The sequence below is a fragment of the Prolixibacter denitrificans genome (genome assembly GCF_003014495.1).
Classification (GTDB): Bacteria; Bacteroidota; Bacteroidia; order Bacteroidales; family Prolixibacteraceae; genus Prolixibacter; species Prolixibacter denitrificans.
Map to the genome: position 1 here is coordinate 1 of NZ_PYGC01000012.1, position 13,991 is coordinate 13,991.

General features: G+C 48.8%; 10 protein-coding genes. 3 read left to right on the plus strand and 7 right to left on the minus strand.

The features are described from left to right. Positions 1 to 1,182: 1,182 nt before the first annotated feature. The 7 genes from CLV93_RS17285 to CLV93_RS17310 all read right to left on the minus strand — a co-directional run bounded on the left by CLV93_RS17285 (position 1,183) and on the right by CLV93_RS17310 (position 9,800). A complete protein-coding gene (locus tag CLV93_RS17285; protein WP_106543477.1) occupies positions 1,183 to 2,196 on the minus strand; it encodes an aldo/keto reductase in 1,014 nt (337 codons plus the stop codon). Between the two features lie 1,586 nt (positions 2,197 to 3,782). After that, positions 3,783 to 5,546, minus strand: coding sequence for an ABC transporter ATP-binding protein (locus CLV93_RS17290; RefSeq protein WP_106543478.1), 1,764 nt, complete (start codon positions 5,544 to 5,546; stop codon positions 3,783 to 3,785). Between the two features lie 126 nt (positions 5,547 to 5,672). Beyond that, the gene (locus CLV93_RS17295) at positions 5,673 to 7,433 is read right to left on the minus strand and encodes an ABC transporter ATP-binding protein (RefSeq protein WP_106543563.1); all 1,761 of its coding nucleotides are present in this window, start codon (positions 7,431 to 7,433) and stop codon (positions 5,673 to 5,675) included. 135 nt (positions 7,434 to 7,568) lie between these two features. Further along, on the minus strand, positions 7,569 to 7,724 hold the full coding sequence (locus CLV93_RS20295; protein ID WP_153637043.1) for a hypothetical protein: 156 nt from the start codon (positions 7,722 to 7,724) through the stop codon (positions 7,569 to 7,571). Between the two features lie 20 nt (positions 7,725 to 7,744). Continuing rightward, positions 7,745 to 8,113: a hypothetical protein gene (locus CLV93_RS17300; RefSeq protein WP_106543479.1), complete on the minus strand. Its 369-nt coding sequence runs from the start codon at positions 8,111 to 8,113 to the stop codon at positions 7,745 to 7,747. A gap of 12 nt (positions 8,114 to 8,125) precedes the next feature. Further along, the gene (locus CLV93_RS17305; protein ID WP_106543480.1) at positions 8,126 to 8,680 is read right to left on the minus strand and encodes an RNA polymerase sigma factor; all 555 of its coding nucleotides are present in this window, start codon (positions 8,678 to 8,680) and stop codon (positions 8,126 to 8,128) included. Between the two features lie 550 nt (positions 8,681 to 9,230). Next, positions 9,231 to 9,800: a hypothetical protein gene (locus CLV93_RS17310; RefSeq protein WP_106543481.1), complete on the minus strand. Its 570-nt coding sequence runs from the start codon at positions 9,798 to 9,800 to the stop codon at positions 9,231 to 9,233. Positions 9,801 to 10,016: 216 nt separating this feature from the next. Here CLV93_RS17310 and CLV93_RS17315 point away from each other — a divergent pair, with 216 nt between their 5' ends. The 3 genes from CLV93_RS17315 to CLV93_RS17325 all read left to right on the plus strand — a co-directional run bounded on the left by CLV93_RS17315 (position 10,017) and on the right by CLV93_RS17325 (position 13,966). Further along, positions 10,017 to 10,895: a LytTR family DNA-binding domain-containing protein gene (locus CLV93_RS17315; protein ID WP_106543482.1), complete on the plus strand. Its 879-nt coding sequence runs from the start codon at positions 10,017 to 10,019 to the stop codon at positions 10,893 to 10,895. 121 nt (positions 10,896 to 11,016) lie between these two features. After that, positions 11,017 to 12,495, plus strand: a complete 1,479-nt coding sequence (locus CLV93_RS17320; protein WP_106543483.1) for a B12-binding domain-containing radical SAM protein — start codon at positions 11,017 to 11,019, stop codon at positions 12,493 to 12,495. A 142-nt stretch (positions 12,496 to 12,637) separates the two neighbouring features. Then, positions 12,638 to 13,966, plus strand: a complete 1,329-nt coding sequence (locus CLV93_RS17325) for an NAD(P)/FAD-dependent oxidoreductase (RefSeq protein ID WP_106543484.1) — start codon at positions 12,638 to 12,640, stop codon at positions 13,964 to 13,966. Positions 13,967 to 13,991 lie beyond the last annotated feature (25 nt).

Consider the following 13,991-nt stretch of genomic DNA (forward strand, 5'->3'; position numbering starts at 1 on the left):
ACTTCGTTAACGACTTGTTTTATAAACCTCTCGCTATACATACTAAATCCTGCCATAAGTTTACTTTTTGTGTAAACCTATTTCAGGACAAGACAGTGTCCTCCTCTGGAGGAGGTGGCCGCAGGCCGGAAGAGGATTGAGTATAAGTCTCAGATTAAACCAGATTCTGTGAGCTTTTTATCCATCCGATGGTTTTGATAATTGCTGTTATTCCGGAAATACCGCAGATAGTTATCATTGATATGGCCCATATTATTGGTTCCCGCGTGGTATTGTCGATGATTGATAAAAACGGTAGGAATATATTGACGAGCGTGATAATTATTCCAAATACCAATGTGATAATTTTGTAGATCTTCGAATTCACAATTAAGGGAATAGTAACGGGGACAAATGAAATTACCATCCATAGTGAGATCGTGTTTAATATTCCAAGAGTCATTTCTCCCGGAGCAATCATTAACCTTGTTTTATACAGCAAGAATCCAATTAATTGAATTAAGAATAGCAATGAAATATCAATCCGACTAGGTTTGGCATTGTTCATTTTGGTCTTGTTTAGTTAAGCGATTTAAATTTAAAAAAAGCGGCGAGGATTTTATTTACAGAATTGAATGTTCTTCAACCCAATTAATTGGTAAGGCTGTTGGGTGGCCTTGGATATTTATTCGGTGCAATGTCGTTGGCAAGCTGTCCTCCTCAGGAGGAGGTGGCCGACAGGCCGGAGGAGGATTTGTCCTGACCCTATTTATACCCAATTCAGGGTTTGTATTTGTGGCGCAGGAGCGTTGGTGTTTCAATGATGGCCTGAATGTGCGCCTCTGCTTTGTCGCGCGTATCCTGCCCCGGGGTTATCACCCCGGGCTACAATTATATCAGCCCTTCGGGCTTTGAATGGGGAACCGGAAATAATCCCGACGGGATGGCAGGATTGTAGAAAAGGAATCGGTTCATCGGAGAAAGTGCTCGCGGGGTAGATTTGATAAGAATGGTGTGGTTGTTTCGAGCGAAACAGAGTGAACGTCGATAAGAATCGAACAATAGTAACGACAGAAACAATAGAAACAATCGAAACGAGATAAACCGCGAAGCGAAACCAAATAAAACCCCGCCCGGGCGGAACCAGACGGGGATGAGATATATATAATCGTTTGGATATTGCGATTATGCAGAAGCGGCGGGTTATTTCCGGTCGGCTCCCTGGCGCTCGAGCATCCAGCCGGGATATTCGGGTGCCAGCTGGCTCACTTCGTCGAGTTGGGCGAGCTCGTCGTCGGATAGCTGTACGTTCACCGATGCGAGGTTGTCGGCCAGCTGCTGCGGTTTGTTGGCGCCCACAATCACGGTAGTGACGGCGGGTTGATGTAACAGCCAGGCAAGGGCAATCTGTGCCACGGTCACATCCTTGGCTGCGGCGATTTCGCGCATCACATCGATGATGTCGAAGGCTTTGTCCTTGTTCACCGGCGGGAAATCGAAGCTGGCACGTCGCCCTTCGCCCGATTCCACATCGCGGCCGTATTTACCGCTCAGCAAACCTCCGGCCAGCGGACTCCAGACCATCAATCCCAGTTTCTGGTCGAGGAGGAGTGGCACCAGTTCGCGCTCGAGGTCGCGTCCGGCAATGGTGTAATAGGCCTGCAGCGAAACAAACTTGCTGAGGTGCTCGCGGGCTGAGATGCCCAACGCTTTCATGATTTGCCATGCGGCGAGGTTGCTGCACCCGATGTGGCGCACCTTACCGGCTTTCACCAGCGAGTCAAGTGCGTCGAGGGTTTCTTCGAGCGGTGTCAATGCGTCGAAGCCGTGAATCTGGTACAGGTCGATGTAATCCATGTTGAGCCGTTGGAGGCTCTCGTCGGCCTGCTGCAGGATGTGTTTCCGGGATAAACCGGAATCGTTGGGACCTTCGCCCATCTTGCCGCGCACCTTGGTGGCAACCACCAGGTCGCTGCGGTTCAGTCCCAAATCGCGGATGGCTTGTCCGGTCATCTGCTCGCTGAGGCCTTCGCTGTACACGTTGGCTGTGTCGATGAAGTTAATGCCGCCGTCGACGGCCTGCTTCACCAGTGAGTTAACCTGGTCCTGTGGCAGGGTCCCGATGGCTGTCCACATGCCGCGTCCGCCAAAGGTCATCGTGCCGAGGCACAGTTCCGATACTTTTAATCCGGTATTTCCTAATAAGTTGTACTTCATGATACGTCTTTTTTGTTAGTTATCTTTTCAGCGTGGAATGCTGTTTTGGTGCTGTTCATTGGTGTAAACTGCCGGAAGGGCCGAAAGGTTGAATGAGGCAGGGATTGTTTTGATTCTTTAACGTTTTGGTTGTTCTTTTGGTGAAACTAAAGAGGACCGGTGCGATGTTGTACTGTGGAGGCGGGATTGAGATACAGATTACGCGAATTAAAGCTAATTACGCTAATTGTGCTTCGAGGTTGCTTTGAAGAAAGGATTCACACAGATTTGCTCCACTGATGGACACGGATTTTCTACTCTTAAACGGGATGTTTAATCAGCCCCAGCGGGGTGTAATCATAGTAGCCCGGGACAAGGAGGGCCGACGCCACCCCGGGATGAGAATGTGTGCGCATGAAGTGCTCGCGAGATAGATTTGATTGAAATGGTGGGTCTGTTTCGAGCGCAATGGTGGTGGAGTTCATTGCAGATCTTTTTGTTGGCGCTGACGTTGAGAATTTCGTCGGCGTGTAGGGTCAGGACATGTCCTGACCGCATTGGTACCCAAATCCGGGTTTGTATTTGCGGCGCAGGAGCGTTGGTGTTTCAATGATGGCCGGTGGGTGCGCCTCTGGTTTGTCGCGTGTATCCTGCCCCTTGGGGCGGCGTCATCCCGACATACGTCGCGGATTCCTTCCCCCAAGCTATGGGATTACAGGCCTTCAGCCTGACGGGCCGGTTTATTTCAGCCCAATGGCAACGCCCCACGACGTTGGTCGGGACAAGCTTGGGTAATGAGGTGATAGGTTGCCAGGCGCTCGCGAGATGGTTTTGATTGAAATGGTGGGTCTGTTTCGAGCGCAATGGTGGTGGTGTTCATTGCGGATCTTTTTGTTGGCGCCGACGTTGAGAATTTCGTCGGCGTGTAGGGTCAGGACATGTCCTGACCGCATTGGTACCCAAATCCGGGTTTGTATTTGCGGCGCAGGAGCGTTGGTGTTTCAATGATGGCCGGTGGGTGCGCCTCTGGTTTGTCGCGTATTTCTTGCCCCGGGGTTATCACCCCTGGCTACAATCATATCAGCCCTTCGGGCTTTGAATGGCGAACCGTTATCATCGGGTTGTTTGTGTGTGTGGTGCCTTCGTAAAATGAGGTCCATAATTTGGATTCTTAGCCATCATATGGGTATCGAAATAATCCCGTATATCTTTTAGCCCCCTCAATCCCCCACCCGGGGGACTTTGGGCCAGTGGTTGTGATGTGGGTTCGTGTTGTGTTGTTGCAACGAAATATTTATTAACCGATTCGCTTTGATGTGATTTTAGGGAAGACCTTCAGCCTGACGAATGTAGTAACTGCAAAGTGCAAACCTGACTATTGGATACAGCGCGGCCACTATATATCGTGGCCCTACAGCATTGGTGCAACCTGAAACTTTTTAATTTTACGCAAAGGCCATAAAGATTCTCGCTGAGAAGACAAAGAGTGCACATTTCATCGAAGCCGAACAACAGAAACGACAGAAACGACAGAAACAACAGAAACTATAGTAACGGCGAAGCCTAACCTGAAACCTGAAACCGCGCAGCGTAACCTGAAACTTCGCTCAGCTTGCCATTTTGCCTTCCTTCAGCATTTGTACGGCATCGGCGAGAGAGCCGGCGCGGGTGACTTCCCCGGAGTTGACGAAGTAAATCTCGTCGGCATTGGCAATGGTGTTCAAGCGGTGCGCGATGATTACCTTCGTGGTATGTGACGGCAGCTTTTGCAGGATTTCATCGAGGAGCTGTTCGGTCACCGTATCGATGTTGGCCGTGGCTTCGTCGAGGATGAGCAGGTCGGGTTGCCGCAACACGGCGCGCATGAAGGCGATGAGCTGCTTTTGTCCCAGACTGATGCCGTCACCGGAAACGTCGACTTTGGTCTCGAGCCCCTGGTCGAAGCGTTCCAGCAGTGATTCCAGTCCCGCGTCGTGGATGAGCCTGGTCAGTTCATCGTCCTTGTATTCCCGGTAGGCTTCGTTGCCATACAGAATGTTATCGCGAATGGTACCGCTGAAGAGGAAGGGTTCCTGCAGGATAAACCCAATTTTCCGGGTCCGTTCTTCAGGTGTGTAGGCTCCGATGTTTTTTCCGTCAAGACAAACCGTTCCACTGGTCGGATCGTAGAGGCGCGAAATGAGCGACGCCGTGGTGGTTTTTCCGCCACCGGTCGGTCCCACAAATGCGTACGTTTTCCCCTTCTCCAAATCGAAATTGATGTGGTGCAGTACTTCGGTTCCGTTCGGGTAAGTAAACGATACATCCCGGAAGGAGAGGAGTGCATTGGATTCAACGTTGGTTTCGGCTTCGAGCAGCGGCATGTTATTCTCCATGTTCAGGATTTTCCGGATACGGTCCCATGCCGCCAGTGCCACCTGGAAGCTGGCCCACAACGAAGCGAGTTGCCGCAACGGGTTGTAGAAGTTGGTGATGTATGCCAGGAAGCTGATGAGCAAACCGATGGTGAAGTGATTCGTTGCTATCAGGTAGATGCCGAAGGTGAGTACCACCAGCTGACCGATGTTGGAGAAGAAGGTGTAAACCGGCATGAACAGGTTGTTGGCAATACCTGCCTTCACAGATGTGTTGTAATTGTCCAGGTTAGCCTTGTCGAAGCGTTTCCGGAAATAGTCGCGGCGGTTGAAGGCCACAATCACCTTGAAATTGTTGAGACTTTCCTGCACTTCGGAGCTAAGGTTCCCCACGCTTTTCAGGTTAACGGCATTGCGCTTCTTCACCCACGGCGACGCAAAACGGATGATGAGCCAGATGATAACTGCCGGTGCGAGGGCTGCAGCTCCCAGCTCGAGGTTGATGGAGAGCAGGAAAATGCCGGCACCAATCATGATGAGGATGGAGCGGACAAATTGCATCAGCGACTGCGAGAAGAACTGGTTCACCTTGTCGGTGTCGTTGTTCAGACGCGATATGAGATCACCGGCTTTGTTCTGGTTGAAGAAATCGTAAGGCAGTTCCTGTATCTTGTTGAAGAGGGCGTTGCGCAGCGTGAAGAGCATGCGTTGCCCAACGGTTCCCATTAGCTTGGTTTGCAGATAGCCGGCAAAGAGCGAGATGATGTACATGACCAGCAAAATGCCGCTGAAAACGAGTACGCCGTGAAACTGCTTCGTCTGCACGTACGTGTCGATGGTGTGCCCGATGAGCAGCGGTCCCAGCAGGGTGAGGGCTGCGGCCACCTGCATGGCGATGAACGCGGTGATGAGCGTGCGTTTCTCTTCGACCATGTGAGCCACCAACGACTTCAGCGAGGCAAACGTTGATTTCTTTTTTCCGGTTTCGTCGGAGGATGTATAGAGGTTGTAATCCATGTAGTCTTTTTCTGTATGTTTTCTTTTACTCACCCCATCCTGACGGTGTCAGGATTTCCCCTCTCTACGAGTAAAGAGGGGCAGGGCCGTCAGTTTATTGTCGCGGCAGCGCCATGAATGAGCGTTTTATGATGATGTTGTTGTTTCATAGTGGCTGGTGCTTTTTTGCGACTGGTATATCTGCATGTACTCCGGTGAGGTTTCCAGTAGTGTTTCGTGTTTCCCGGCTGCGACGACTTCGCCTTCCATCAGGAGAATGATTTGCTCGTAATGTTTGACTGGCGCGATTTTCTGGGTAACCGAAATCAGCGTCAAATCGGGGTAATTATTCAGTACGTTTCCGATGATTTTCTGTTCGGTTTGCTGGTCAACCCTGGCGGTGAAGTCGTCGAGCAGCAGGATTTTCGGATTCAGCGCCAGTGCCCGGGCCAGCATGATGCGTTGCTTTTGTCCGCCGGAAAGGCTGGTTCCCCGTTCGGAAACTAATGTATCCAGTTTCTTCGGTAGCGTTTGAACAAACTCTTTCAGCTCGGCTGTTTCGATGGCTTTCTCCAGCGATTCGTCGTTCACGGTGTCGCTGAAGGCAATGTTTTCGCGTAAGCTCAGATTGAACATCACACTGTCCTGGAAGACAAAACCGATTTGGTTATGGAACGTTTCTTTCCGGTAATCTTCCAACGGAATATCGTCGAACAAGACTGTCCCTTCGTTGGGATGAATCAATCCCGTCAGGAGATACAGCAGTTGCGTTTTCCCGGCGGCTGTCGGGCCGATGATGGCGGTCTGCGAACCGGCTGTGATGTTTAGCGAAACATTTTTCAGGGCCGGCTTTCCTTCGTAGGATACGGTAACATTCTGCAGCTCGATATTGCCTTTCACCGGCTTTTCAATCGTTCCCTTGTCGACCGTTTCCGGGGCTTTCATCACTTTGTCAATTCGTTCGTAGGACGCAGTAGCCCTTGCAATCACATTGCTCATAAACCCAATCACGATGATGGGAAAGATGAGAATGGCTACATAACTGTTAAAGGCGGCAAAATTTCCCAGCGTCATACTTCCGTTGATGACGTAGTGGCCACCGAGTGCAAGAATGGTCAGGGTCGCTAAATTCGCCACGAAAGTGATGACCGGAATAAGGGTCGCAAACAGCGTCAGGATGGAGATACCCAAATCCTTTGCTTCGGTATTCGCCGAAAGGAATTTCCGGTATTCGGCCTGCTGTGCATTCACCACGCGAATGATAGCGGCTCCCAGAATGCTTTCATTGATGACCTTGTTGAGCCAGTCGACTACTTCCCGGCTGCGCCGGAACAATACCCGTACCCGTTTCAATACCATGTAAAAGGCAAAGCCGATGATGGGAATCATGGTAATGACCGGCAGGGCGAGTTTCCAGTCGATGGTGAGGAGGAGCACACAGGTTCCGATGATGACAAACACCGAGGAAACGATGGAAGCCACAGCCTGAGCCACGAATGTTTTCACTGAATCCATGTCGGATGTGAGATTCGTGAGCAGCTTTGACGGATTGCTTTCGCGGATAAAAGTAAAACTCTGCCGCGATATCTTGTCGGAGAGTTTTTTTCGCAGGTCGCGTGCTACCTTTTCCGAAGCGTACGTCTGGACAACTGCCTGCAGGTAGGTGAAGAAGAAGATGGCCAGCGTGGCAGCCAGAAACTCGATGGCTATGGTTCTGAAGACGTAGTGCCCGCTGTTGAACGTATCGATACCGTGTGAAATGATTTTCGGGATGATCAGGTTGGCTCCGTTTCCCAGCAGGGCAAAGAGTACCAGAAAAATGACCATTGTCCGGTACGGTTTTAGCAAAGCAAACAGGTTGACTTTCTTTTTGGGAGCCGTCTTATCTTGTTTTGTTCTTTTACGCATATCAGGAATCTCTTCGGTTGGCAAAGGAAACCTAAAAATCTGGTTTTCACGTTTCCTTATCGATAAATTAAGCCCTGAACAGGGGTGACAACCGAAATGTAATCTATAAGAATACGGCTGACAGGAAATTTTGTTTTACACCGGCAGAAAAAAGAATGACCAGTTGACTTCCAGGCTTTCCTGTGTCAGAATAAAGGTCAGGAAGGCGAAACTAAAGATGGTGGTGTGTTTCGTCGTTTCGCCTTCGTTGACCGGTGCGTTGAATTGTTTTCTAAAAATCATTCGTTCCATTTCCGGACATGTTACAGTGACTATTCCGCTTTATCTTTCTCTGATGACTTTTCTTTTTCGGGGCAGGGCCCCCAGTGGTGATAACGGCTGTGTATCCGGCGGAAATAACGTTCCCGTTCTTCGGGTGTCATCTCAGCCACCTTTTCCCGTAGTTTATTACGCCAACTGTGACTGGGCCAGCCTCCGTGGGGACGGAATCCGCCAAAGAACAGACGGGCGAGAATCTGTAGTCCGGCAGCCTGCCAGAAAGTGATTTCCGGTAAATTAAAAATGTCGGGCATCAAAGCGTTCCAAAGTAACATGGCGACGGCGCTCACTACAGCCAGCATCACAATAAAGAGTGGTGCAAACATGAACTTTCTTCTTCGGTATGACATGGTAGGCATCATGATCGTATGTTTTTAATCGTTTATTAATTCGTCGTATAAAATTTGTAATCGTTCTCTCAAATAGACCACAGCATAGCGTTTCCGCGATATCCAGGTATTGACCGGTTCACCGGTTTCTTGGGAAATTTCTTTGAAAGACTTTCCTTCGAATTCGGTCCACCGGAACACATCCCGCTGTTCGGGTGGAAGATCTTCCAGTGCATCTTCCAGTTCCTCCCAAACCAACGTCCGGATGTACTCATTCTCGGGCGAATCCTGATCGTCGGCCAGTATGGCTCCGAACTCTTCCACTACCTGTTCTTCCTCGTCGTCGGAATAGAACTCGGCGAACAGGTCCGGTTGCTTTTTCCGGTAACGGTCGGTAATCCGGTTCCGGGTAACGGTAAACAACCATGCTGTCAGTTGTTCGATCGGTTTCATCAACCGGTCGGCTTCAGCTAACTGGTAAAAAACTTCCTGAAGAATATCCTCAGCGTCCTCCGCATTTTCCACCCGCTTCCGGATGAAACCCGTCAGCCGGCTGCTGTATGATTTGACGATTTCAGATATATTCAGTTTTTGAGCCACGCGCGTTGCTTTGTTTTTTACTGTTGCTTTCTATTGGGATAGACGGATGAGGAGAATGGATATTTTAACGAAAACGTTTTTTTTCAGGTTACATGTTTCAGGTTTAGCTTTGAGGTTGCTATTGTTCCTGTTGTTGGAAAAAGACATCAGACTCCAGACATTAGACCCCGACGCACGGTCGGGATTTCGCTTTGCTCAACCTTAGATGATATAGAGTGGTCTTTCGATTGTTCATTACGAATTGTTTTCAGTGTGCGCCGGTGCCGTAGGGCCACGATATATCGTGGCTGCACAGACGAGACCTGACCATAGATTTTTGACTTGAAAATTACTACTGTTCGGCTTCGATGGTCGTTTTCTCTTCGTGAACTTTGTGGTTAGAGAAAAAAGGTTCCACGTCAAGGGCGCCAAGGTTTTTCGCAAAGCTCGCAGAGAACCCACGATGGCTATCGGGGCGGCGCTAATCCAGCCTTTGCCGTAACCTCGAAGCGCGATTCTCTCCCGATATTTCGGGACTCAATTTTTCACCCTCAATTGGTTTTTCTTCCTGTTATGGTTTGATGTCGAAAAGGTTAACGCCGGCCATGGTGAGCAAATGAGCCACCAGGTTGAGAATGGCTATCACCGCCAGGGTCGTCATCCAGAAGTGAGGGTTCGATTTCCAGCGCTTATGATACAACCATCCGCTAATGGTGGCAGTGATGATGGCCGTCAACCAGACTATGCCAATTTCCGGTTGGTTTTTTCCTATGATAAAGTCGGGAATAGGACGATCCGGATGACTCACTTCCATGTACAGGATATTGAAAATCCAGCTAAACACGACGAGGATAATCCCTAGCAGTACGCCGTCAGAGAACGGAGTGAGCGTATGCAGTCGCTTGAAATAGAGGTTTCGCGCCAGGATTAATATCAGTACAATGTTGAGAAGGTTGATGAGTGAGTAGTAGGTGACCAGGTCGCCGTTAGCCATGTACGACAAACCATGAATTTCGATGGTTGGGAAAACTTTCCAGAGTTCACAGGCAGTCACTCCGGCAATCAGGTTCACGATAATGGCTACACCTGTCATAAACAGGAGTTTCTTTCCGATACGAGAATTGGAAAAATGCTTACTCATCCGTTGGTCGTTGTTTGATTAGCAGCCCCTTATTTTGCCCTCATTTCATCATGTTTCAGCGTTTATCCGCTTACCGTAGCTAAAGTTACTTTTTTACCTGAACAGGAACAAATAATTCCTTTTGTTGATGGACGGTTTAAAAGTGGATTTTTAAACGCTTTCAAAAGCGTTCTCAAAGTCGTATATTTAATTGAATGAGCCATTTATTACCCTGCTATGCTTGACTACCTGAACAAACCGTATCCGTTTAACGACGATTTTAAGCATAACCTGCGCATCATCCTCGGCATTAGTCTGGTTGTATTTCTTTTCCTGTTATTGTACAAACCGCTCGATTTGTCGGCTCTCGATCTGTACGACAAAGTATATCTGTTGTTGGGATTTGCTTTGGTGACACTCTTCTCCTTGGGCATTAACCTGCTGGTGTTACCGGCTGTTTTTCCGGGTATTTTCCTTTCGGGTAAATGGAAACTTAAACATGAGATCCTCTGGAACCTATGGATGTTGCTGACCATCACGGTAGGTTACTTTTTTTATGCCCGGTTAACCGGTTTGTATGAACTGAACTTTTCCACGCTTATCCGGATTTTGCTGTTCGGGATCATTCCCGTGTCGTTGCTCATTGTCATTAACCAAAACCGGCGCCTGAAAATGACCATTCACTCGGTTGACGCTTTCTCTGAGGGGGTGAAGAACTCAGAGGATGTGATGATTAATTTTCCATCGAAATACAAAAGGGGGAATGCACAGGTGAACGCCCGGGATTTGGTGATGATCCATTCGGCTCAAAACTACATTGAGATATACTGGAAAGAAGGAGACGAGTTACAGAAGGTGATGGTGCGAAACACGTTGGGAAACGCCATGAAACAGGTGAAGCGATTCCCGCATATCATCCGATGCCACCGAACCTGCATTGTGAACATGAAGTATGTAACCCGGATGCGAAGCAGTCAGCATGGGTATCACATCCATTTGGACGGGGTTGCAGATGAGTTGCATGTTTCCCGATCGTTTGCTCCGCTTTTCCGCGAAATCTACGGCAAACTCCACGAACCGGAACTTTTCCAGGCCGGTTCATCCCTAAAGCGGTAGACCGGACACTTATCCCTGCCATTCGTCCCTGCCCACTTGAAGCCTTTCCCGTTTATCCCTAACTTCACAGAGGTTGGTTTTCGATCTCCTTTTATTTCCCGACAGGTAATTCCATTATCCAATGAAAGTACTATTAGTCAATCCGCAATGTGCCGACACATTCTGGAGCTTTAAGTATGCGCTCCGGTTTATTTCCCGAAAGGTGGCCAATCCGCCTTTGGGTTTACTGACGGTTTCAGCCTTGCTACCCGGGGCCTGGGAGAAGCGTGTGGTGGATATGAACGGTACTTCCTTGCGGGAAGACGATGTTGGTTGGGCCGATTTGGTATTTATCGGAGCTATGGATATTCAGCGTCATTCGGTGAAACATGTCATCCGGATGTGTCAGAAACAGAATAAGAAAATGGTTGCTGGCGGGCCGCTTTTTACCAGCGAACCCGAAGAGTGGGACATGATTGATTTCCTGGTGCTGAACGAAGCTGAAATTACGTTGCCATGGTTTCTGAACGATTGGGAACAGGGAACTCCAAAGCATTTGTACCAGACTGACGAGTTTCCTTCACTTGCACTTTCGCCGGTTCCCGATTATTACCTTTTGAACCTGAAGAAATATGCCACGCTGAGTCTGCAGTATTCGCGGGGCTGTCCGTTTGATTGTGAGTTCTGCGACATCACCGCTCTATTTGGACGAAAAGTACGTACCAAATCGGCGGAGCAGGTCCTGACAGAACTCGAAAGCCTTTATTCGCTTGGCTACCGGGGTAACATTTTTTTCGTGGATGATAACTTTATTGGGAATAAAGCCAAGCTGAAGAGAGAACTTCTTCCGAAGCTGATTGCATGGACGAAAGAACGGAATTATCCTTTCCGTTTCAATACCGAAGCAAGTATAAATCTGGCAGATGATGAAGAGTTGATGAGCTTAATGGTTCAGGCCGGATTTGAAAGTGTGTTCGTGGGAATTGAAACACCTGAGCAGGAGAGCCTGGCCGGATGTAACAAGATGCAGAATACCGCGCGGAACATGGTGGAGGATATCCGGAAAATGCAGCGTTTCGGACTGCAGGTTTCCGGTGGGTTTATTGTCGGTTTCGATCAGGATTCTCCTTCTGTTTTTCAGCGGCAAATCGAATTCATTCAGCAAAGTGGCATTGTGACGGCCATGGTCGGCTTGTTGAACGCGCAAAAGAAAACCAAACTATATCAGCGGCTCAAAGATGAGGAGCGCTTGCTGGATGTGAGTTCAGGAAACAATACGGACTTCAGCATGAATTTTATCCCCCGGATGAACCTCGATTTTCTGTTGGATGGCTACCGTCAGGTGCTGAAGGAAATATACAGTTACAAACCCTATTATCAACGGGTCCGCCACTTTTTGAGGAATTATAAGACAGGGCTGCACACCCGCCGGAAGATGACTTTTGCCAATGTAAAGGCGTTAATCCGTTCCATGTTTGTTTTGGGTGTGTTGAAACAAGGTCAGTTCTATTATTGGAGGCTCTTTGTCTGGACCATTTTTCATTGCCCTGAAAATTTCGCGGAGGCAATTACTCTTGCTATCTATGGTTATCATTTCCGCAAGATTTATTCTATCGCGTGACTACATCAATCCTTGCTCATTTCCCGTATAAAGCCGCGGGAACGTTAAATACATCTTAAAAATCGGATAGTCTTCGGGAATTTTCGCACTCGCTTTGTTGGTATTAAGTGAAGACACAAAACAAAAAATAATTCGACAAAATATGAGTGCAAATATTCCAAGCTACGACGGTAAGCGGTTGGTTATTCTGGGCGGTGGTTTTGCAGGGCTTACACTTGCGCGGAAACTGGCTAAAAGTAATTTACAGATCGTATTGGTCAACAAGCACAATTATCATCAGTTTCAACCTTTGTTCTATCAGGTGGCGACAGCGGGTCTGGAACCCAGTGCCATTGCTTTCCCGTTAAGGAAGGTTTTTCAGGACAATCAGAACGTTCATTTTCGCAAAGCGGAAATAGAGAGCGTTGACTTCGATGAGAAGGTGGTGCATACCAGCGTTGGAACCATTCATTACGATTACCTCGTGAATGCAATGGGAGCCGGAAGTAATTTCTTTGGTAATAAAGAGATTCAAAAGCGTGCCTGGGGCCTGAAGAGCATACCGGAATCACTGGCATTGCGTAACCACATCCTGATGAACTTTGAGCGGGCTTCCAGCATCGATGATGAAAAGAAGCGGCAGGAGTTGCTAACGATTGTGATTGTCGGTGGCGGTCCCACAGGTGTGGAAGTGGCCGGTGCATTGGCCGAAATGCGTAAATGGATTATTCCGCGCGACTATCATGAGATTGACCACCGGAAAGTGAAAATTGCGGTGGTAGAGGCTTCCGGTAAATTGCTGGGACACATGACTGAGAAATCGCACAAGGCTGCTGAGGATTTTCTGAAGTCGCTGGAAGTCGAAGTGTATAACGGCATTGCCGTGAAATCGTATGACGGCGAAGAGGTGACCTTGTCGAACGGTGAGAAGTTGCCCTGTAGTACGTTGGTTTGGGCAGCCGGTGTAAAAGGCATGCCGGTGGAAGGTATCCCGGAGGAACTGATTGACAAACGCGATCGCGTGATGGTTGATGAGTTTAGCCGGATTAAGGGATTTGAGCATGAATTTGCCATTGGTGACCTGGCTGCGATGGAAACGAAGGATTATCCGCACGGCCATCCGCAGGTGGCACAGGTGGCTATTCAGCAGGCACGGTTGCTGGCCAAAAACCTTTTACGATTGGAAAAAGGGGAAAAGCTCAAACCCTTCCGCTATAACGATAAGGGAACCATGGCTACCATTGGCCGCAACAAAGCCGTTGTCGACCTGCCCCAGTTTAGCTTCAAAGGATTCTGGGCATGGCTGGTTTGGATGATTGTCCACCTGATGTCGATTGTGGGCGTGAAAAACCGGCTCATTATTTTCATCAACTGGGTGTGGAACTACATCTTCTACGACCAGTCGCTGCGGTTGATTATTTCGCCTGCCAAACGGCCCAAGCACAAAGACGTGCCGGCCGGGCGTCAATTAGAGACATCTTCTTCGAAATAAAATAAATTCCCGGGAAACCGGGATT

Bases quoted from the DNA above. Each gene is read 5' to 3' on its own strand.
- CLV93_RS17290 (WP_106543478.1), bottom strand. From the start codon at position 5,546: ATGGATTACAACCTCTATACATCCTCCGACGAAACCGGAAAAAAGAAA.
- CLV93_RS17315 (WP_106543482.1), top strand. From the start codon at position 10,017: ATGCTTGACTACCTGAACAAACCGTATCCGTTTAACGACGATTTTAAG.
- CLV93_RS17310 (WP_106543481.1), bottom strand. From the start codon at position 9,800: ATGAGTAAGCATTTTTCCAATTCTCGTATCGGAAAGAAACTCCTGTTT.
- CLV93_RS17325 (WP_106543484.1), top strand. From the start codon at position 12,638: ATGAGTGCAAATATTCCAAGCTACGACGGTAAGCGGTTGGTTATTCTG.
- CLV93_RS20295 (WP_153637043.1), bottom strand. From the start codon at position 7,724: ATGGAACGAATGATTTTTAGAAAACAATTCAACGCACCGGTCAACGAA.
- CLV93_RS17320 (WP_106543483.1), top strand. From the start codon at position 11,017: ATGAAAGTACTATTAGTCAATCCGCAATGTGCCGACACATTCTGGAGC.
- CLV93_RS17285 (WP_106543477.1), bottom strand. From the start codon at position 2,196: ATGAAGTACAACTTATTAGGAAATACCGGATTAAAAGTATCGGAACTG.
- CLV93_RS17300 (WP_106543479.1), bottom strand. From the start codon at position 8,113: ATGATGCCTACCATGTCATACCGAAGAAGAAAGTTCATGTTTGCACCA.
- CLV93_RS17295 (WP_106543563.1), bottom strand. From the start codon at position 7,433: ATGCGTAAAAGAACAAAACAAGATAAGACGGCTCCCAAAAAGAAAGTC.